Below are 19,160 nucleotides of genomic sequence, written 5' to 3'. Positions count from 1 at the left end.
GGGGGTCAGCCGTGCAGTCCGCACTCGGTCTTGGCGCGGCCCGCCCAGCGGCCGGCGCGGGCGTCCTCGCCCTCCAGCACGCGGCGGGTGCAGGGGGCGCACCCCACGGAGGCGTAACCGTCCGTCAGCAGCGGGTTGGTGAGGACGCCGTGTTCGGCGACGTAGGCGTCCACGTCCTCCTGGGACCACCGGGCGATGGGGGAGATCTTCACCTTCCGCCGCTTCTCGTCCCAGCCGACCACCGGGGTGTTCGCCCGGGTCGGGGACTCGTCGCGGCGCAGGCCGGTCGCCCAGGCCAGGTAGTCCTTCAGGCCCTCCTCCAGCGGCTGCACCTTGCGCAGCCTGCAGCACAGGTCCGGGTCGCGGTCGTGGAGCCTCGGGCCGTACTCGGCGTCCTGCTCGGCGACCGTCTGCCGGGGGGTGAGCGTGAGGACGTTGACGTCCATCACGGCCTCCACGGCGTCCCGGGTGCCGATGGTCTCGGGGAAGTGGTAGCCGGTGTCGAGGAACACCACGTCCACCCCGGGCAGGGCCCGGGAGGCGAGGTGGGCGACCACCGCGTCCTCCATGGAGGACGTCACGCAGAAGCGCCTGCCGAACGTGTCGGCCGCCCAGCGGAGGATGTCCGGTGCGGACGCGTCCTCCAGGCCCCGGCCCGCCTGCTCGGCCAGTTCCCGCAACTCGACGGCGCCGCGCTCGTCCGATACGGCCGTCATGCCGGGTCCCCTCCCGTGTCGGATCGGTCCAGACCCCGGGCCAGCAGCCCGAGGAACGTCAGCCGGAAGGCGCGGTTGCAGGCCGCGCACTCCCATGCGCCGTGCCCTTCCTCGCTGGGGCGCAGGTCCTCGTCGCCGCAGTAGGGGCAGTGGAACGGCGCCGCGCGCTCGCTCACGACAGGGCCTCCTCGGACGCGCGGGTGACCCAGGAGGCGAACCGCTCGCCGTCCTCGCGCTCCTCCTGGAAACGCTTCAGCACCCGCTCCACGTAGTCCGGCAGTTCGTCGGCGGTGACCTTCAGGCCGCGCACCTTGCGGCCGAAGCCGGCCTCCAGGCCGAGCGCGCCGCCGAGGTGCACCTGGTAGCCCTCGACCTGCTCGCCCTGGTCGTTCAGCACGAGCTGGCCCTTGAGGCCGATGTCCGCCACCTGGATACGGGCGCAGGCGTTCGGGCAGCCGTTGAGGTTGATGGTGACCGGCTCGTCGAAGTCCGGCATGCGGCGCTCCAGTTCGTCGATCAGCGAGGCGCCGCGCGCCTTGGTCTCGACGATGGCGAGCTTGCAGAACTCGATGCCGGTGCAGGCCATGGTGCCGCGCCGGAAGGGCGAGGGGCGGGCGCTGAGGTCCAGCGCCTCCAGGGACTCGACGAGGGAGTCGACCTGGGACTCCTCGACGTCGAGGACGATCATCTTCTGTTCGACGGTGGTGCGCACCCGGCCCGAGCCGTGCGCCTCGGCGACGTCCGCGATCTTGGTGAGGGTGGCGCCGTCGACACGGCCGACGCGCGGCGCGAAGCCGACGTAGAAGCGGCCGTCCTTCTGGCGGTGCACCCCGATGTGGTCGCGCCAGTGCGACACCGGCTCGGCGGGCGCCGGACCGTCGGTCAGCCTGCGCCCCAGGTACTCGTCCTCCAGCACCTGGCGGAACTTCTCCGCGCCCCAGTCGGCGACCAGGAACTTCAGCCGGGCGCGGTTGCGCAGCCGGCGGTAGCCGTGGTCGCGGAAGATGGACAGGACGCCCTCGTAGACGTCGGGCACGTCCTCGACCGGCACCCAGGCGCCGAGCCGCACGCCCAGCTTGGGGTTGGTGGACAGGCCGCCGCCGACCCACAGGTCGAAGCCGGGCCCGTGCTCGGGGTGGCGGACGCCGACGAACGCCACGTCGTTGATCTCGTGCACCACGTCCAGCACCGGCGAGCCGGAGATGGCCGTCTTGAACTTGCGGGGCAGGTTCGAGTACGCCTTGTTGCCCAGGACGCGGCGCTTCATCTCCTCCAGCGCCGGGGTGCCGTCGATGATCTCGTCCTCGGCGATGCCCGCGACGGGGGAGCCGATCATCACGCGGGGCGTGTCGCCGCAGGCGGTGACCGTGGACAGGCCGACGGCTTCGAGACGCTCCCAGATCTCGGGCACGTCCTCGATGCGGATCCAGTGGTACTGGACGTTCTGCCGGTCGGTGATGTCGGCGGTCCCGCGCGCGAACTCCTGCGAGATCTCACCGACGACCCGCAGCTGCCGCGTGGTCAGCGCGCCGCCGTCGATGCGCACCCGCAGCATGAAGTACGTGTCGTCCAGCTCCTCCGGCTCGAGGACCGCGGTCCTGCCGCCGTCGATCCCGGGCTTGCGCTGGGTGTACAGGCCCCACCACCGCATCCGGCCGCGCAGGTCGGCGGGGTCGATCGAGTCGAAGCCCCGCTTGGAGTAGATCGTCTCAATGCGTGTCCGCACATTGAGACCGTCGTCGTCCTTCTTGACCTGCTCGTTGCCGTTGAGCGGGGTGAAGTGCCCCGCGGCCCACTGTCCCTCTCCGCGGTGACGGCTCGCCCTGCGGCGGGGGGTCGCGGTGGCAGGTTTCTGCGCGGCGGCAGGCTTCTGCGGGGTGGCGGCCATGGTTGATACGTCCTTCGGGACAGCGGTGGATGGTCTCTCGGCGCGGGGCGCCGCGCCGGGGGAACGACTCTGACCTGCGCTTACGCGCATGCGGGCAGAGGCGTGCGCGTCCTTGCGCAGGAAAGGAGGAGGGAAGGGTGTCGGGCGCTGCTGGGTGCTCTCAGCGCGCCGGACAGATGGCGCTGGACATGCGGCCGAGGTCGACGTGCCGCCGACTCACCAAGGCGATTCCAGTTCCAGGCATGGCGGAAGCCTGGCACGGCGATCTGGAGGCAGTCCACCATTATCCGAAATGTGGACACCCTTGTCTCGTCATGCAAGACAAGGGTGTCCTTGGTCACAAGCGGTGCGAGCGGTCTTGCCGAAACCGCTCAGGCCGGGTAAGCGCCCGGCCACGGGCCCGGCGCGGCCCTCTCCGGCTCGTCCTCCACCGTGGTGTCGAACAGCCGGAATCCCCGGCGCAGATAGTTGTCCAGGGCGTGCTCGCCGTCCTTGCTGCACGTGTGCAGCCACACCCGCGCGGTCGGCTTCACCCCGGGCCAGCGGTCCGCCAGGTCCCAGGCGCGCGCCACGCCGTACGACAGCAGATGACCGCCGATGCGCCGGCCGCGGAAGGCGGGCAGCAGCCCGAAGTAGAGGATCTCCACGACCCCCTCGTCCTGCGCCTCCAGCTCCACGTACCCGGCCGGCGTGCCCCGGTCGTGGGCGACCCACGTCTCCACGCCGGGCCGCTCCAGATGCTCCCGCCACCGCGCGTACGTCCAGCCCAGCCGGTCGGTCCAGCGGATGTCGCCGCCCACCGACGCGTACAGGAACCGGCTGAACTCGGGGGAGGGCACCTCGGAGCGGACCACCCGCACGTCCCCCTCGGGCACGGCGGCCGGACGGAGATCGGTGGGCGCGGTCTGCTCCAGGGACCAGGTGGTCACGGAGAGGGTCGTCATGGCCGAAAGACAACCATCCGGCACACACCCCTGTCGAACGCCTGACCAGAGGCCGGGCACCCCCCTGGTCCGGCTACCGCTCCAGCGACTCCTCGATCGACGCCAGCGGCAGCGCGAACAGCATCCGCCCCGACTGCGACCACACGTCCCCGGTCGCCTGCCAGTACGACAGGGACGTCGCGGGACCGCTCCAGCAGCGGTACGTCTCGTCCGCCCCGCAGCGCACCGGGCGCGCCCCCTCGGTGTCCTGCCGCCACAGCGTGCCGCGCTCCTCCGGCGCACCCGTGGCCCGGCTCAGGTACCACTCCGACCGGTGCGCCAGCACCCCGCGCACCCGCGTCAGCTCCGTCTCGTACACCGCGACCGGCTCCGCCTCCAGCAGCCCGGCCCGCTCCGGACGGGCGCCGAACGCGTACCGCCACAGCCGGGTCGGCCCCTCCTCGTCCGCGGGCGCCGCCTCGTGCACCACCAGACTGTCCGGCGCGGTGCTGCGGTCCAGGGCGATCCCGCCCGGCCGCGGCGCGCCGGCGCCGGCCGTCCCGTAGGAGGCGACCGCCGGGAGCACGTACCGGGCGCCCGCCGCCGACCAGCCGCCGGGCACCCGCCCCACGGCGTCCGCGTCCACCGTGGCCCGCTGCACCCGGTCCAGGTCGTACACGTACAGCGCGCCGCCCTCGCCCCGGCCCGCGGTGACGAGCAGCTTGTCCCCGTACCAGACCATGCCGGACACGTCGGAACCCAGCCCGCGGAAGTCCCGGCCCCCGTCCACCGGCACGGCGAGCAGCGCCCAGGTGTAGCGCGGCGCCCGGTCGTCGTCGGCGGCCACGAAGGCGACCCGCGCGAGCCCCTGCCCGGCGGGCGTGCCGGTGCCGCGGGTCCAGCCGGAGAGGACCACCCGGTGCGCGCCCCAGCGGCCGTCCTCGTCGGCGTCCCCGGAGGTGGTGACCGCGCCGGGCCGCCAGCCGTCGGTGTCCCGCTCCGGCCAGCAGTACGCCCGGGACGCGGCCGGCTCGACGGGCAGCGCGCGCCGGTCGTCGTCCGTGCACCCCTCGGCGTCCTCCAGCGCCCCGTCCGGGTCGGCGAGCACCGCGCCCACCCCCACGGCCGGGCCCATCGACGCGGTGAGACGGTTCAGCTCGGCGCCCGGGACGGCGTGTTCGGTCAGCCGGAGCGGCGCCGTGTCGGCGGTCGCGGTGAGCGGGCGCAGCGCGCCGGGGTCGTCGGCGTCGGTGGCCTGCGAGGTGCTGATCATGGTGGCGGCCGCGGTGAGCGCCAGGGCCGTACCGGTCAGCGCGGCGCGCAGCGCCCTGCCTCTGCGGCGCCGGCGGTGTCTGCCGCGATGCTTCATGACGTCCTCCCGAGCGAGCCAACTGCGTCCGGTGATCCCCGGGTTGACCGTGGAGCAGATGGGACGGCCCGTCCCCGGATGCTACGACAGCCGGCCGCCGGACGGGACGAAGACCCCGCAATTCCACGCACGGACCGCCCACCCGTACGCGCTCACGTACATGTGTACCCCGTCGGCGCGGCGGTTTCCGGCCAGATGCTAGCCCGACCCGCGCACCAGTGCCACGGACGCCGCCGTGCGCGGGAAGAGGTCCCCGGGGTCGTCCGGCAGCACCACCTCCACCTCGGCGGACTCCGTGAACCGGTACGGACGGTGCTCCAGCAGCGCCCCCAGATAGCGCCGCACGCGGGACATCTCCGCGCGCACCGTCACCGTGCGCGCCGGGTCGCCGAACACGTCACGGGCCAGGTCGGCGGCGCTGCGGCCCGCGCGGTGCACCGCCAGCAGATACAGCAACTCGGCGTGCCGCGGGCTCAGTTCCCGGGTCCACGAGCCGGCCCCGTCGGACACCCGCACCGAACGGCGGTGCCGCCCGCCCAGGTCCAGCACGATCCGCGCGGCGGGACGCGCCGACGGCTCCGCCGCCGCCCGCACCAGCCACCCCCCGGCGAGCGGTTCGAGCGAGCACCGCCCCAGCGCCGGCAGCCACCGCTGGCCCGCCGACACCGACTTGGGCAGCGCCAGCCGCTCCGTGTAGGGCATCCCGGTCACCGCCGCCGTCCAGCCGTGCCGGTCCACCACCAGCGCCCGCCCGTCGATCCGCGACAGCACCGGCGCCGCCACCGCGCGCAGCCGTTCCAGCGACCGCACGTGCCTCTCCCGCAGCCGCGCCTCGGCCAGCTTCGCCACCGAGTCCACCCAGGCCAGCGTCGCCGGGTGCATCGTCTCCAGCGGCCCGCTCACGTCCACCACACCGATCAGCCGCCCGTCCCGCGGATCGGTGAGGGGCGCGCCCGCACACGTCCAGGTGGCGTGCGACCGTACGAAGTGCTCGGAGGCGAAGACCTGCACGGGGCGCCCGGTCACCGCGGGCGTCCCCACCCCGTTGGTGCCGACGACGTCCTCGCGCCAGTCCGCACCGATCTCGAAGCCCAGCCCGTCCGCCTTGCGCAGCACCGGCGCGCTGCCCTCCCGCCACAGCACCCGGCCCTCCTCGTCGGCCACCACCATGATGTGACGGGCGACGTCCGCGACCGACAGCAGCCCCTCGCGCAGCACCGGCAGCACATGGCGCAGCGGCGAGGCCTCCCGGCGCCGCCGCACCTCGTCCATCGGCAGCAGCCCGCTGCGGCAGCCGTGGTCGGGGTCCACGCCGCTGCGCAGCATCCGCTCCCAGGACTGCCCGATCACCGGGCGGGGAGCGACGGGCGCCGGACGCCCCGACAGCGCCGCGGAACGGACCTCGTCGAGCACCCGCGCCGCGCGCGCTGTGTCCACGGCGGCCAGATGCGACACGTCCATCGGCGAGAGCGCCACCGGACCTCCCGGAAGAAAACCTGTGGAACCGCACACTGTGGAACCACATACTGCCGTCTGCCCCGGACGAGGACGCTCAGTACCGGTACGGGAACAGTACGTTGCAACCCCCTGCAACTCTGGTGACACGACCGCTCACCGGTTGAGACTCGAGCCACGCCGCTCCGAGCGGCGTGCACGGCTCTTCGGGAGCCGTGGCGGCGGGGGTGGTGCCGTGTCGGCGCAGCACCACCCCCGTGTCATGACGTCCTCAGAGCCCCGGCCGGGCGCGCTCCACGACCGACGCCAGGTCCAGGGTGGGCGGCAGCGTGCCGAACGCGGCGCCCGCGTCGCCGCCCAGCCGCCCCGCGCAGAACGCGTCCGCCACCTCCGGCGGCGCGTACCGCACCAGCAGCGACCCCTGCAGCACCAGCGCCAGCCGCTCGGTCAGCCGCCGCGCCCGTCCCTCGACGCCCTCCAGGTCCGCCAGCCCGGTCAGCAGGTCCTTGATCGCCGCGTCCAGCCGGTGGTCCGCCCCGCGCGCCCGCCCGACCTCCCGCAGGTACGCGTCCAGCACACCCGGGTCCCGGCGCAGCGCCCGCAGCACGTCGAGCGCCTGCACATTGCCCGCGCCCTCCCAGATCGAGTTCAGCGGCGACTCCCGCACCAGCCGGGGCATCCCCGACTCCTCGACGTACCCGTTGCCGCCCAGGCACTCCGCCGCCTCCACCGCGACCGGCGCGCACCGCTTGGTCACCCAGTACTTCGCCGCCGGCACCGCGATCCGCAGCAGCGCCCGCTCCTGCTCGCCGCCGTCGTCGTACGCCGCCGCCAGCCGCAGCGCCAGCGTGGTCGCCGCCTCCGACTCCAGCGCCAGATCGGCCAGCACGTTGCGCATCAGCGGCTTGTCGAGCAGCTTCCCGCCGAACGCCTCCCGGTGCGCGCAGTGGTGCACCGCCTGCGCCACGGCCTGCCGCATCAGCCCCGCCGAGCCCAGCACGCAGTCCAGCCGGGTCGCCGCCACCATCCCCATGACGGTGCGCACCCCGCGCCCCTCCTCGCCGACCCGGCGCGCCCACGTCCCGTCGAACTCGACCTCGGCGGAGGCGTTGGAGCGGTTGCCCAGCTTGTCCTTGAGCCGCTGGATCAGGAACGCGTTGCGGCTGCCGTCCTCCAGCACCCGCGGCACCAGGAAACACGTCAGCCCGCCGGGCGCCTGCGCCAGCACCAGGAAGGCGTCCGACATCGGCGCCGAGCAGAACCACTTGTGCCCCGTCAGCGCGTAGGCGCCGTCCTCGGCCAGCGGCCGCGCGGCCGTCGTGCTCGCCCGTACGTCGCTGCCGCCCTGCTTCTCGGTCATCCCCATCCCGAACAGCGCGCCGGGCTTCTGCCCCGGGGCCCGCAGGGCGCGGTCGTAGATCACCGACGTCAGCCGGGGCTCCCACTCGGCGGCCAGCTCCGGGTCGGTGCGCAGCGCGGGCACCGCCGCGTGGGTCATCGACAGCGGGCAGCAGTTGCCCGCCTCCACCTGCGTCCACATCAGGAAGGCCGCCGCCCGCCGCACGTGCCCGCCGGGCCGCCCCCAGGCCGCCGTCAGCCCCGCCGAGACGCCCTTGCCGAGCAGCCGGTGCCAGGCAGGATGGAAGTCGACCTCGTCGATCCGGTGGCCGTAGCGGTCGTGGGTGCGCAGCCGCGGCGGGTTCTCGTTCGCCTGCGCGCCCCACTCCTGCACCTGGGCGGACCCGCACGTGTGTCCCAGCGCCGACAGCTCCGCGAGCCCGGCCTCCCGCGCCTCGGGCGCCAGGTGCCGCTCGACCGCCCCCACCAGGGCCCGGTCCGAGCCGAACACGTCGTACTGGACGAGCGGCGGGGCCTGGTTGGTCACGGTGTGCGTGGTGCCTGCCATGAGGCGAACCTACCCCGGCCCCCGCCCCGCCTCACGCGAGGACCGGGCCTGTGGGTGAGTGCCGCCGGGCGTGGCGGATACCTTTGGTTCGTGCAGCCAGCAAGTGAATCCCCAGACGCGCCCTCCGGTCGGCTCCACCGGGCACGCGCCCTGTACCGGAACGTCTCCAAACGCAGGACGGCCTGGCTGCTGCTCAAGGACACCGTCAACTCGTGCATGGAGTACCGCATCCTGGGCCTGGCGGCCGAGGCGGCGTTCTTCACGCTGCTGTCGGTGCCTCCGCTGCTGCTCAGCCTGATCGGCCTGCTCGGCTACGTCGACGCGTGGACCGGCGCGGACACCATCCAGAGCGTGCAGCGCAACCTCCTGGACGCCTCCCGCACGGTGCTGTCCGACCGGGGCGTGTCGGAGATCGCGGAGCCGATCCTGCGGGACGTCACCAAGGGCGGCCGGCCCGACGTGATCTCCCTCGGCTTCCTGATCGCCGTGTGGTCGGGCTCCCGCGCGGTGAACGTCTTCATCGACACCATCACCGTCATGTACGGCCTCGACGGCGTCCGGGGCATCGTCAAGACCCGGCTGCTCGCCTTCCTGCTGTTCATCGTGGCCCTGCTGATCGGCTCGGTCGCGCTGCCGCTGATGGTCGCGGGACCCGACGCGGTGGTGGACGTCGTGCCGTGGTCGACGACGGTCGTGCAGATCCTCTACTGGCCGGTCGTGATCCTGCTGTCCGTGGTCTTCCTGACCACGCTGTACCACGTGTCCGTGCCCGTGCGCTCCCCGTGGATCGAGGACATGCCGGGCGCGCTGGTCGCCCTCGCCATGTGGGTGCTCGGCAGCTTCCTGCTGCGCATCTACCTGACCAACACCGTCGAGGGCCCCACCATCTACGGCTCCCTCGCGGCGCCCGTGGCCGTGCTGCTGTGGATCGGCGTGTCCGCGTTCGCCGTGCTGGTCGGCGCGGCCGTCAACGCGGCCATCGACCGGGTGTGGCCGGCCGCGGCCACCGCCGCGGCCCGCGAGGCCAACGAGCGGCTGCGGCAGGCCCAGGTCGCCGAGTACGTCGCCCGCACCGCCGCGTCCGGGGAGGCGGACCCCGACATGCCCTCCGAGTTCCCCGAGCGCTGGTCGCGCTTCCTGCCCCCCGAGGACCTCACGGCCCGCCTCCGCGCCCACGCCAAGCCCGTCCAGCCCCGCACCGGGGACGGGCCGGGGGAGGACGGCGAGCGCCACGACTGACGCGCCGGGGGCGGACCCGGCGGACCTCTTGGACGTCACTCCCCGACGTCACTCCTTCCAGGCCCCGTCCGCCGCCGCCTCCCGCACGACGTCGGAGAAGTCCCGCGGCCCCCGCCCCAGCACCTCCCGCACCCCGTCCTCCACGCGCGCGTTGCGCCCGTCGAGCAGCGTCGCGAACACCTCGGTGAGGAAGGCGGCCTCCCGGTCCGGCACCCCGAACCCGGTCAGCGTCTCCCGGTAGGCGTCCGCCGGCACCGCCCGGTACGTCAGCGGACGCCCCGCCGCCTCCGCGATCTCCGCCACCGCCTCCGCCCAGGTGAGCAGCCGCGGCCCGGTCACGGTCAGCGTCCGCCCCGCGTACCGCTCCCCGTCGGCCAGCGCGGCCACCACCACGTCCGCGATGTCCCGCACGTCGATGAACGGCTCCGCCACCTCCCCCGCCGGGAACACCAGCTCCCCGCGGCGCAGCTCCTCCGCCAGCGGCCCCTCGCTGAAGTTCTGCGCGAACCAGGCCGCCCGTACCACCGTCCAGTCCGCGCCGGACGCCCGCAGCGCCTCCTCCGCCGGCAGCGCCTGGTCCTCGCCCCGCGCGGACAGCAGCACCAACCGCCGCACGCCCAGGCTCAGGGCGGCCTCCGCCAGCCCGGCCACCGCCTCGGCGGTCCCGGGCGCGCCCACGTCGGCCGGGTGCGCCAGCCAGGCCGCGTCGGCGCCCCGCAGCGCGCCCGCCCACGTCGTCCGGTCCGCCCAGTCGAAACCGGTCGCGCGCGAGGCCGCCCGCACCGTCATCCCGGCCGCCTCCGCGGCCCGCGCCACCCGGCTCCCGGTACGCCCCGAGGCCCCGGTGACCACCAGTGTCCTGTCCTTCGTACGCGTCGTCCCGTTCATGCCTCCGAGTCAACCGCCGTTCCGCGCGCGGAACCATCGTCGAGCGGCGCGCCCGCATACGCCCGCGTCTACGCTGATCCCATGGACGCACTCACCGGTCTGCTGGAGGGGCCCCGGGCGCGGGGCGCGTTCATGATCCGGGCGTGTTTCGACCCGCCGTGGGCGGTGCGGGTGGAGGACCGCGCCCCGCTGACGGTGATGCTCCTGGTACGCGGCGACGCCTGGCTGCTGCCCGACCGGGGCGAACGGATCCGGCTGCGCGCCGGGGACCTCGCCATCGCGCGCGGCCCCGACCCGTACACCTGCGCCGACGCCCCCGACACGGCGCCGCAGGCGCTGATCCTGCCCGGCGGCGCGTGCCACCACCCCGACGGGCGGCCCCTCAACGGCTCGATGGACCTCGGGGTGCGCACCTGGGGCGGCCGTCCGGACGGGGAGACGGTGCTGCTCATCGGCGCCTACCGGATGCGCGGCGAGATCGGCGGCCGGCTGCTGGACGCGCTGCCCCCGCTGCTCTCCCTCGGCGCCGACGTGTGGCCGTGCCCGCTCACCCCGCTGCTGACGGCGGAGGTCACGCGGGACGCACCCGGCCAGGAGGTCGTCCTGGACCGGCTGCTCGACCTCCTCGTCATCGCCGCGCTGCGCGCCTGGTTCGCGCGCCCCGAGGCGGAGCCGCCCGCCTGGTACGAGGCCCTGTCCGACCCGGTCGTCGGCCCGGTGCTGCGGCTCGTCCAGGACGACCCGGCCCGCCCCTGGACGGTCGCCGGCCTCGCCGAGAAGGCCGGCGTCTCCCGCGCCGCGCTGGCCCGCCGCTTCACCCGGCTCGTCGGCGAACCCCCGATGACGTACCTCACCGGCTGGCGCCTCGCCCTCGCCGCCGACCGGCTGCGCGACACCGACGACACCCTCGCCGCCATCGCCCGCCAGGTCGGCTACAGCAGCGCTTTCGCCCTGTCCGCCGCCTTCAAGCGGGCCTTCGGCGTCAGCCCGCAGGAGTGGCGCGGCAGGGCCGCGGCATAACCTGACCCCCATGTACAGGGAGCGCGCGTCACGGCTGCCGGGTGCGGCCGTGTGGACCAGCGTCCCGTCGGGCGACGGCGGGCCGGGCCGGGTGCTGCCCGACGGCTGCATGGACCTGCTGTGGCACGACGGCCGCCTGCTGGTGGCCGGCCCCGACACCCGCGCGCACGCCGCCGGCGCCGCGAGCGCCTGGGCCGGCGTCCGCTTCCGCCCCGGCACCGCGCCCGCCCTGCTGGGCGTGCCCGCCCACGAACTGCGCGACCGCCGCGTGGACCTGGCCGACCTGTGGCCGGCCGCGGAGGTACGGCGCGCGACCGCCCGCGTGCACGCCGCGGACCACCCGGCGCGCGGCCTGGAGGACGTCACCCTGGGCCTGGCCGCGTCGGCCGCCCCGCCCGACCCGCTGCTGACCCGCCTGGTCGCGGCCCTCGACGCGGGCCGCCCGGTCGCCGCGACGGCCGACGAGCTGGGCATCGGGGCACGCCGGTTGCACCGCAGATCGCTCACCGCCTTCGGCTACGGCCCCAAGACCCTGGCCCGCATCCTCCGCATGCGCCGCGCGCTGGCCCTGGCGCGCACGGGCGTCCCCTTCGCGGAGACCGCGGCCCACGCCGGCTACGCCGACCAGCCTCATCTGGCCCGCGAGGTGCGGAGCTTGACGGGGGTGTCGCTGCGGGAGCTGGTGCCCCCCGACTCGCGCGCGCGAAGCCGGACGGAGCTCTAGTCGCCCGTGGGCAGCGGGGCGAACAGGTCCACTCCGTTGCCGTCCGGATCGAGGAGGACGGCGTACCGCTGCCCCCACACCGCGTCCCACGGCTTCAACTCGGCGCGGGCGCCGGCCACCTCCAGCATGTCGGCGAACAGCGCGTCGACCTCCGCCGGGCTGTCGCACCGCACGGCCAGGGAGGTACGGCCCCCGTCCGACGGCGGCCTCCACTGCGCGTGGAACGACCGGACCGTCTCCTCGGTGTCCAGCATCAGCCTCATCCCGCCCGGCAGCTCCGCCTCCACGTGTCCCTGCGTCTCGGCCCCTTCCGGGAACGACAGCCCGAGCCGCCGGTAGAAGGCGACGGAGGCGGCCATGTCCGAGACGACCATTCCGATGGCATCGAATCGTGCGTTCATGCGGCTCACCGTAGGGAGGCCGGCGCCGGGTGTCTTGAACGAATCGGACACCGTGAGCCCTCGATGCCGCGGGCGGTGCCTCCGTCCTGCGAGTACGCGTACCGGAGCCGGTCCATCGGCTCCGAGTCCCCTTCCCGCTTCCCGCGGCGAACCGCCGCCGCGGCCGCCGGAGGTGCGGAACCCCGCGCCCAGGGGCCGCACGCGCGCGCGTAGGCTCCCGCCCATGGCCGAACCCGCGCTCCTGGTCTACACCCGCACCACCGACTACCGGCACGACTCCATCCCGGCCGGCATCGCCGCCCTGCGCACCCTCGGCGGCTTCGAGGTCCACGCCCACGAGGACCCGGCGGCTCTGGAGGAGCCGCTCGACCGGTACGCGGCGGTCGTGTTCCTCTCCACCAGCGGTGAGGTGCTCACCCCGGCCGGCCGCGAACGGCTCGCGGCGTACGTCGAGGGCGGCGGAGGGTTCGTCGGCGTGCACGCGGCGGCCTGCACCGAGGACGACTGGCCCTACTACGGCGAACTCCTCGGCGCCCGTTTCGCCAGCCACCCCCCGATCCAGCCCGGCCGCGCGCTCGTCGAGGACCGCGGCCACCCGGCGACCCGGCACCTGCCCGCCGTCTGGGAGGTGACCGACGAGTGGTACGACTTCCGCACCAACCCGCGGAACGCCGTGCACGTCCTGCTCTCCGCCGACGAGTCGTCGTACGACGGCGGCACCATGGGGGACGACCACCCCCTGGCCTGGTGCCGTGGGCACGGCGCGGGCCGTGTCTTCTACACCGCCCTCGGTCACACGGCCGAGGCCTACGACGACCCGCTCTTCCGCGCCCACCTGCGCGGCGGGATCAACTGGGCCGCGGTGGCCCGCTGACCTCCCGCCACGGCGCCGCACCGCCGAGCAGCACGGCCGCCGGCCGGCCGGCCGGCGGCCGTGGGGGAGGGGGCGCGCTCGCACGCGGGGGCGGAGCCGTGCTCGCACGCTCCACCAGCCGGGTCGACAGCTCGGTACGGGTGCTCTCCGGGCGGTGCCCGTCCCGCATGCGCAGCAGCAGACGGAGCGCCGTGGCCGCCATCTCGGCGAGCGGCTGGCGGACCGTCGTCAGCGCCGGGGCGAGCCAGCGGGCCTCGGGCAGGTCGTCGAAACCCACCACACTCATGTCGTCCGGCACCCGCAGGCCGCGCTCCGCCAGCGCCCCGTACACCCCGGGCGCCATCCGGTCGGAGCAGACGAAGACGGCCGTCGGCGGTTCCGGCAGGTCGAGCAGCTCGCGCATCCGGCGGCGTACGCCGGCCTCGTCGGCGCTGTCCGGGCCGTCGGCGTGGCGCACGTACTCGGGGCGGTGGCGCACCCCGGCCGAGGCGAGCGCCGAACGGTGACCGGCGAGGCGGGCCCGGCCGGACAGCGTGCGGCCGGGGGGACCGGCGACGACGGCGATGCGCTCGTGGCCCAGCGCCAGCAGGTGCTCGGTCGCCGTCACCCCGCCCTGCCAGTTCGCCCCGCCGACCGAGACCGCGCCGGGCGGCGGTTCGCACGCCGGGTCGATCAGCGCGAAGGGGACGCGGTGCTGCTCCAGCCAGGCGTACTGCGCCGCGCTCGGCTCGGCGAGGTGGAACAGGACGCCCGCCGAACCGCGCAGCGCCAGGCGTTCCAGCCAGGCGCGGCCGGGCCGTTCCGAGCCGGTGCGGGTGTGCGCGGCGCGGACGACGACCTCCAGACCGGCGTCGTGCGCGGCCTCCTCCGCGCCGTGGAGCACGGCGCCCGAGGCGGAGTCGTCGAGCGCGTTCACCACCAGGTCCACCGGGGGCGTCGCCCCCGCCTCGTCGAACCGGGGGCGGCGGACGTAGCCGAGCCGGTCCAAGGCCTCCGTGACGCGTCGGCGGGTCTCGGGGGCGACGTCCTCCCGGCCGTTGACCACCTTCGAGGCGGTGGGCACGGAGACGCCCGCCTCGCGGGCCACCACCGCCAGGGTCGGTCCGGCCCCCGTGCGCGCACGCCCCGTTCGGCCCATCGGGCCCACCCACCTCTCCCGCCGGATAGAAAGCGCTTCCTACTGTAGAACCGCGGTCGCGGGGCGGGAAGAACCCTGTCGTGCGCCTGAGGTCGCCCCCTGTGCGGGCAGGAATGCCGGTGAGCGGTGTGGTGCTCTTGTCGTCACCGGTGGGTCCGGGCCGCGGGTGTCGGGCTCCGGCGCGCTTCCGGCGGTTCGGCGGCCGGGACGCCGGGGGCGGCCGACGGGGCGGAACCGGTCGCCACGGTCGGTCGGTACGACGGCCGGAACCGGCGCCTGGAGGCGCCCGGCCGGCGGCGACCGGAGTACCGGACCTCCAGGTGCGGCCGAACCGCACGGAGCACGTGCGTCGGACGACCGCACGGGCGGGCGAAGGGTGGTGGGTGAGGTGACGGCGGAGCGGCAGGACCCGGTGACCGCGACGGCGTACGGCGCCGTGCGGGGCAGGTGGGAGCGGGGCGTCGCCGTGTTCCGCGGCATCCCCTACGCGGCGCCCCCGTTCGGGCCGCACCGCTTCCGTCCGCCCGTCCCGCCGGAGCCCTGGGACGGCGTGCGCGACGCCGGCGCCTTCGGGCCCACCGCGCCGAAACCCCCGTACTCCCCGGCCTTCGCCGAGTACCTGTCCGACCCCGCCGTCGAGGGCGACGACTGTCTCAACCTGAACGTCTGGACCCCCGACCCGTCCCCGGACGCCCGCCTTCCGGTCCTGGTGTGGCTGCACGGCGGCGCGCTGACCAGGGGCTCCTCCGCGGTCCCGGTGTACGACGGCAGCACCTTCGCCCGCGACGGCGTCGTCTTCGTCTCCCTCAACTACCGCCTCGGCGTGGAGGGGTACGGTCTCTTCCCGGACGCCCCCGCCAACCCCGGCCTGCGCGATCAGCTCGCCGCGCTGCGGTGGGTGCACGAGTCGATAGCCGCGTTCGGCGGCGACCCGGGCCGGGTCACCCTGGCCGGCCAGTCCGCCGGAGCCATCAGCGCGGGCGCGCTCGTCGCGGCCCCGCAGTCCCAGGGGCTGATACGGCAGGCCGTCCTGCAGAGCGGACCGCCCGGGTCCACGGACCGGGACAAGGTGCGGCGCATGGTCCGCCGGATGGCCGCCCGCCTCGGGGTGCCCGCCACCGCTGAGGCCTTCGCCGCCGTCGACCGCGCGCACCTGCTGCGCGTCCAGGCCGACGTCGGCCGTCTCGGCGGCCCGCTGTTCGGCGGCCCCGCCTTCGGCATCGTCGTCGACGGCGACCTGGTGCCGCGTGATCCCCTGGAGGCCCTCACCGGCGGCGCGGCCCCCGGCGTCACCCTGATGACCGGCTGGACCCGCGACGAGTACCGGCTCTGGCTGGTCCCCGGCGGCCTGACGGAACGCATCGACCGCCTGGGCGCGGTGGCCCTTGCCGGGGCGATGGCCCGCTGCCGCTGCGGCAGCGGGGTCCCGCGTGGCTACCGCGCCCTGCGTCCCGACGCCGGCACCGCCGAGACCGTCGGCCAGATGGTCACGGACCACCTGCTCCGCGCGCCCCTGCACCGCCTCGCCGACGGCCGCGCGGAACCCTCGTACGTCTACGAGTTCGCCTGGTCCTCCGGCCGGCCCGGCCTGGGCGCCTGCCACGCGCTGGAACTGGGCTTCGTCTTCGACAGCGGCGGCACCCCCGACGCGCGCAGGCTCACGGGCGAGGGCGCCCCGCAGGAACTCGCCGACGCCCTGCACGGGGCGTGGGTACGGTTCGTCACCGACGGCAGTCCCGGCTGGGAACCGTGGGGCCCCCACCACCCGGTCCACGTGTACGGCGACGGCCCCCCGCACACCGTCCACGGCCCCCGCGACCGCGAACTGGCCCTGTGGACCCCGCCCGCCGCGGAGCGGTCCGCGCACGAGCCGCCCCCGCCCGAGGTCCGCCCGGTCATCCGCCGGCTGCGCCGCGGCGGCGCGCCGCGACGCGCCTGAGGCGTCCCGGGGAGACTCAGCCCTCCGGGAGGCCCGGCCGCGGGCAGCGGGTGCCGGCCGGGACGCGCAGGGCGAGCAGGGCCAGGTCGTCCCGGCCGTCGCTGGGGCAGTGGTCCGCCGGCACCCGCACGAACTTCGTGCGGCGGCCGTCCACGCGGGGGGCAGACCCGGCCTCCCGACCGGCCCGTGCTCGGACACAACCCCGGCACGACACGGGCGAAGCGGACCTCTCTCCCTTGGTGCGCCACCGGCATGCCGCAGCGCAGCGTGCAGGCGGCCCGGCGCTGCCGGGGGCGGTGTCGTCGGGGCCGGTGCTGCCGGAAGCGTCTCCGCTACTGCCCCACCCGGCCGTCGACGCACTCGCGGAGCAGGTCGGCGTGGCCGCAGTGACGGGCGTACTCCTCGATCCGGTGCACGAGCAGCTCCCGCACCGCGACGTTCTCCCGCCCGAGGCGCTCGCCGAGGTCCGGATGCGCGTCGAGGGCGACGTCGGTGGCCGCCTGCTCCCGCTCCAGATCCGCGTACGCGGCGGCGACCGCGGCCTGCTCGCCCACGGTCTCGTCGAAGTCCGCGTCCCGCCGGCCGTACAGCTTCGGCAGCGGCTCGCCGTCGCTGATCCAGTTCCGCCAGTCCCGCTCGGCCTCGGCGAGGTGCCGCACCAGTCCGAGCAGCGACATCGTCGACGGCGGCACCGACCGCCGCGCCAGCTGCTCCGGGGTGAGACCCTCGCACTTCATGAGCAGTGTCAGACGGTAGTCCCGCAGCACCTCCTTGAGCGTCGGCAGCTCACCGTCCGGGCCCGGCCCCTCGTTGTTCCGGGGGTCGTCGTCCGGGTCGGTCCACATGTCGGGGTGGACGGTGGCCTGGGTCCATCGCGCGGGTGTGTCGGTCATGCGCCCCATGCTCGACCGCGGCGGCACGGACCCGCCAACGGTTTTCGCCGCCCCGGGGTCAGGGGGCGGGTGCGATGCGGAGCACAGCCGTCCTGCCCCGCACCTCGACCACCTCGAGGCTCATGACGTCGTTCAGGGTCGCCGCGGGCCCCTCACCGCAGCGGAGCCGGACGCCTCCGCCGCCGTGCGACGTCACGCCGCCGCCCCCGGAACAGCCGGCGATGCTGTAGCCCGACCCGGGGACCGGCGCGACCATCTCGACCTCGTCCCCGGCGACCGCCGTGACCTCGATCGGCCCGAGCCCGTACGTCTCGGGAACCTCCACGACGTCCCCGGCGCCGACCGTGATCTCGCACGACCCGTCGGCACAGGGCCCGGTCGGCGAGGGCGGGGGCGGCGGTGCGGGGGAACTCGACGTGGACGCCCTGGCGTCGGCCCCGCTCGTGGGCCGGTCCTCACCGCCCCCGCCGTCGCCGGAGGCGCACGAGGCGACGGAAAGAAGCACCACGGCAACGGCGGTGACGGCGTTGACGGCAAGGGACGTTGCTCTTCTGCGCACCATGCCTGTCATGGAACGTGCGGAGGCGCGCGAAGTCGCGGACCTTGACCCACTCGCAACGTGCCGTTCGATGCACGGAAGGCGCACCGGCGCACAAGTAGGCTGCCGGGGTGCGCACGGTGGAACTTCTGTTGGACGAGGCGGCGGATTCGGCGGTCAGGGAGGCCTGGCGACGGCTCGCGGACGCCGGGCTGCCCAGTCAGGCGCGCCACCGCTCACCCACCAACAGCCCCCATCTCACCCTGGCCGCCTGCCCGGAGCTGACGGCTCCCATCCGCTGGGAGCTGGCCGGGGCGGCGGCGGAACTGCCTCTGCCGGTCCGTTTCGAGGGCGTGATCCGCTTCGAGCGCCCCACGTCCGTCCTGGCCTGGTCGCTCGCACTCGACCCCGCGCTGGCCGGCCTGCACCGCAAGGTGTGGGACGCGGTGACCTCGGAGAACCGGCCCGAGACCCTCAACCCCCTCCACGCACCGGGGAACTGGAGCCCGCACATCACCCTCGGCCGCACCCGCCGCCCCGGCGCCTTCGCCGGCCGCCGCGTCCCCGAACTCCTCCCGCCCCTCCCGCTGTCGGCCCACCTCACGACCTTGCGCAGCTTCGACACGGAGACGGGGACGCTGGAGATCCTGCACCCCCGCCCCTGACCCGTCCTCATCCTCGTCCGGCTCACCGGAGGTCGTCCTTCATGGCCCTCGCACGCATACTCGTCGGCACGTCATCGGCCCTGGCGACGCTCACCCTGTCCGGCTGCGGTCTCCTGTGGAGCTGCACCGACACGACGGCGGAGCGCGGGGAGGCGGGGGTGCGGGTGGAGATCGAGGACGAGAACGGGCGGCCCGTCGGCGTCACCGCCGAGGTGCCCGGATGGCGCAGGGAACCTCACCCGCAGGTGCCCGCGGAAGGCGACCACATCCACTTCGACATCCGCTTCCACGGAGCCGGGGTCCTGGGGCGCGAACCCGCGGTCGACGTCTGCGCGGTGGACAAGGAGCGCGCGGTCCTGGGCTGTCAGACGGTCCATTCGGCTCAGACGTCCGGTCCCGAAGGCGCCTACACGGGCGACTACTACCTCGGCGTCGCCCACCCCGAACGGGTCGCCGAGGTGCTGCTGATCCCCAACGATCAGTCGGCCCACGACCGACGGACCTGCGAGGACGACATCAAGGACGGCGGCGGACCGCATCCGCCGGAGGCCCCCGCGGTGGGTGAGCGGCTGTGAAAGGCGGTC

21 protein-coding genes are annotated in these 19,160 nt (G+C 75.0%); 7 read left to right on the top strand and 14 right to left on the bottom strand.

The window, feature by feature from the left end:
• Positions 1–5 precede the first annotated feature (5 nt).
• The 8 genes from ACIQ8B_RS14220 to ACIQ8B_RS14185 form a co-directional block, all read right to left on the bottom strand.
• Positions 6–716, bottom strand: coding sequence for a phosphoadenylyl-sulfate reductase (locus ACIQ8B_RS14220; protein WP_403546867.1), 711 nt, complete (start codon positions 714–716; stop codon positions 6–8).
• Complete coding sequence (locus ACIQ8B_RS14215; protein WP_106411849.1) at positions 713–892, bottom strand: hypothetical protein; 180 nt, start codon at positions 890–892, stop codon at positions 713–715. Before ACIQ8B_RS14215 ends, ACIQ8B_RS14220 begins: the two co-directional genes overlap by 4 nt.
• Positions 889–2,604: a nitrite/sulfite reductase gene (locus tag ACIQ8B_RS14210; RefSeq protein WP_403546865.1), complete on the bottom strand. Its 1,716-nt coding sequence runs from the start codon at positions 2,602–2,604 to the stop codon at positions 889–891. Before ACIQ8B_RS14210 ends, ACIQ8B_RS14215 begins: the two co-directional genes overlap by 4 nt.
• Positions 2,605–2,764: 160 nt before the next feature.
• Positions 2,765–2,848 carry a putative leader peptide gene (locus ACIQ8B_RS14205; RefSeq protein ID WP_310887545.1) on the bottom strand — a complete coding sequence of 28 codons (84 nt, stop codon included), beginning with the start codon at positions 2,846–2,848 and terminating at the stop codon, positions 2,765–2,767.
• A gap of 127 nt (positions 2,849–2,975) precedes the next feature.
• Positions 2,976–3,548 (bottom strand): GNAT family N-acetyltransferase, encoded by a 573-nt coding sequence (locus ACIQ8B_RS14200; RefSeq protein WP_290007525.1) that lies wholly within the window; start codon positions 3,546–3,548, stop codon positions 2,976–2,978.
• Positions 3,549–3,621: 73 nt separating this feature from the next.
• The gene (locus ACIQ8B_RS14195) at positions 3,622–4,896 is read right to left on the bottom strand and encodes a hypothetical protein (RefSeq protein WP_403546864.1); all 1,275 of its coding nucleotides are present in this window, start codon (positions 4,894–4,896) and stop codon (positions 3,622–3,624) included.
• Positions 4,897–5,094: 198 nt separating this feature from the next.
• Entirely contained in the window at positions 5,095–6,372 is a 1,278-nt protein-coding gene (locus ACIQ8B_RS14190) for a GAF domain-containing protein (RefSeq protein ID WP_403546863.1), read from the bottom strand.
• A gap of 250 nt (positions 6,373–6,622) precedes the next feature.
• Positions 6,623–8,257 (bottom strand): acyl-CoA dehydrogenase family protein, encoded by a 1,635-nt coding sequence (locus tag ACIQ8B_RS14185; protein WP_403546862.1) that lies wholly within the window; start codon positions 8,255–8,257, stop codon positions 6,623–6,625.
• Between the two features lie 90 nt (positions 8,258–8,347).
• On the opposite strand from ACIQ8B_RS14185, the gene ACIQ8B_RS14180 reads away from it, so the two are divergent.
• Positions 8,348–9,496, top strand: coding sequence for a YihY/virulence factor BrkB family protein (locus tag ACIQ8B_RS14180; RefSeq protein ID WP_290007521.1), 1,149 nt, complete (start codon positions 8,348–8,350; stop codon positions 9,494–9,496).
• Positions 9,497–9,544: 48 nt separating this feature from the next.
• Here the strand turns inward: ACIQ8B_RS14180 and ACIQ8B_RS14175 are convergent, their stop codons facing one another.
• The gene (locus ACIQ8B_RS14175; RefSeq protein ID WP_403546861.1) at positions 9,545–10,384 is read right to left on the bottom strand and encodes an NmrA family NAD(P)-binding protein; all 840 of its coding nucleotides are present in this window, start codon (positions 10,382–10,384) and stop codon (positions 9,545–9,547) included.
• A gap of 81 nt (positions 10,385–10,465) precedes the next feature.
• On the opposite strand from ACIQ8B_RS14175, the gene ACIQ8B_RS14170 reads away from it, so the two are divergent.
• The gene (locus tag ACIQ8B_RS14170) at positions 10,466–11,404 is read left to right on the top strand and encodes an AraC family transcriptional regulator (RefSeq protein WP_290008937.1); all 939 of its coding nucleotides are present in this window, start codon (positions 10,466–10,468) and stop codon (positions 11,402–11,404) included.
• A 10-nt stretch (positions 11,405–11,414) separates the two neighbouring features.
• Positions 11,415–12,128, top strand: coding sequence for a helix-turn-helix domain-containing protein (locus ACIQ8B_RS14165; RefSeq protein ID WP_403546860.1), 714 nt, complete (start codon positions 11,415–11,417; stop codon positions 12,126–12,128).
• Here ACIQ8B_RS14165 and ACIQ8B_RS14160 read toward each other — a convergent pair.
• Positions 12,125–12,529 carry a VOC family protein gene (locus tag ACIQ8B_RS14160; RefSeq protein ID WP_290008942.1) on the bottom strand — a complete coding sequence of 135 codons (405 nt, stop codon included), beginning with the start codon at positions 12,527–12,529 and terminating at the stop codon, positions 12,125–12,127. The two genes, ACIQ8B_RS14165 and ACIQ8B_RS14160, sit on opposite strands and share 4 nt — an antisense overlap.
• A 223-nt stretch (positions 12,530–12,752) precedes the next feature.
• Between ACIQ8B_RS14160 and ACIQ8B_RS14155 the strand changes: the two genes are divergently transcribed.
• Complete coding sequence (locus tag ACIQ8B_RS14155; RefSeq protein ID WP_290008943.1) at positions 12,753–13,403, top strand: ThuA domain-containing protein; 651 nt, start codon at positions 12,753–12,755, stop codon at positions 13,401–13,403.
• Here ACIQ8B_RS14155 and ACIQ8B_RS14150 read toward each other — a convergent pair.
• Positions 13,378–14,541: a LacI family DNA-binding transcriptional regulator gene (locus tag ACIQ8B_RS14150; protein ID WP_403546859.1), complete on the bottom strand. Its 1,164-nt coding sequence runs from the start codon at positions 14,539–14,541 to the stop codon at positions 13,378–13,380. The genes ACIQ8B_RS14155 and ACIQ8B_RS14150 overlap by 26 nt on opposite strands.
• A 388-nt stretch (positions 14,542–14,929) precedes the next feature.
• Here ACIQ8B_RS14150 and ACIQ8B_RS14145 point away from each other — a divergent pair, with 388 nt between their 5' ends.
• On the top strand, positions 14,930–16,480 hold the full coding sequence (locus ACIQ8B_RS14145; RefSeq protein WP_403546858.1) for a carboxylesterase/lipase family protein: 1,551 nt from the start codon (positions 14,930–14,932) through the stop codon (positions 16,478–16,480).
• Positions 16,481–16,496: 16 nt separating this feature from the next.
• On the opposite strand, the gene ACIQ8B_RS14140 is transcribed toward ACIQ8B_RS14145, so the two are convergent.
• The 3 genes from ACIQ8B_RS14140 to ACIQ8B_RS14130 all read right to left on the bottom strand — a co-directional run bounded on the left by ACIQ8B_RS14140 (position 16,497) and on the right by ACIQ8B_RS14130 (position 17,881).
• On the bottom strand, positions 16,497–16,634 hold the full coding sequence (locus ACIQ8B_RS14140) for a hypothetical protein (protein ID WP_403546857.1): 138 nt from the start codon (positions 16,632–16,634) through the stop codon (positions 16,497–16,499).
• A 178-nt stretch (positions 16,635–16,812) separates the two neighbouring features.
• Positions 16,813–17,382 (bottom strand): DinB family protein, encoded by a 570-nt coding sequence (locus ACIQ8B_RS14135; protein WP_403546856.1) that lies wholly within the window; start codon positions 17,380–17,382, stop codon positions 16,813–16,815.
• A gap of 49 nt (positions 17,383–17,431) precedes the next feature.
• Positions 17,432–17,881, bottom strand: coding sequence for a hypothetical protein (locus ACIQ8B_RS14130; RefSeq protein ID WP_403546855.1), 450 nt, complete (start codon positions 17,879–17,881; stop codon positions 17,432–17,434).
• A 170-nt stretch (positions 17,882–18,051) separates the two neighbouring features.
• On the opposite strand from ACIQ8B_RS14130, the gene ACIQ8B_RS14125 reads away from it, so the two are divergent.
• On the top strand, positions 18,052–18,576 hold the full coding sequence (locus ACIQ8B_RS14125) for a 2'-5' RNA ligase family protein (protein ID WP_241911192.1): 525 nt from the start codon (positions 18,052–18,054) through the stop codon (positions 18,574–18,576).
• Positions 18,577–18,617: 41 nt separating this feature from the next.
• Complete coding sequence (locus ACIQ8B_RS14120; RefSeq protein ID WP_403546854.1) at positions 18,618–19,151, top strand: hypothetical protein; 534 nt, start codon at positions 18,618–18,620, stop codon at positions 19,149–19,151.
• Positions 19,152–19,160: the final 9 nt, after the last annotated feature.

It is taken from the genome of Streptomyces sp. NPDC096105, from assembly GCF_044763335.1.
Classification (GTDB): domain Bacteria; phylum Actinomycetota; class Actinomycetes; order Streptomycetales; family Streptomycetaceae; genus Streptomyces.
The sequence above is the reverse complement of the archived record's forward strand: the minus strand, read 5'-3'. Positions and strand labels throughout refer to the sequence as shown.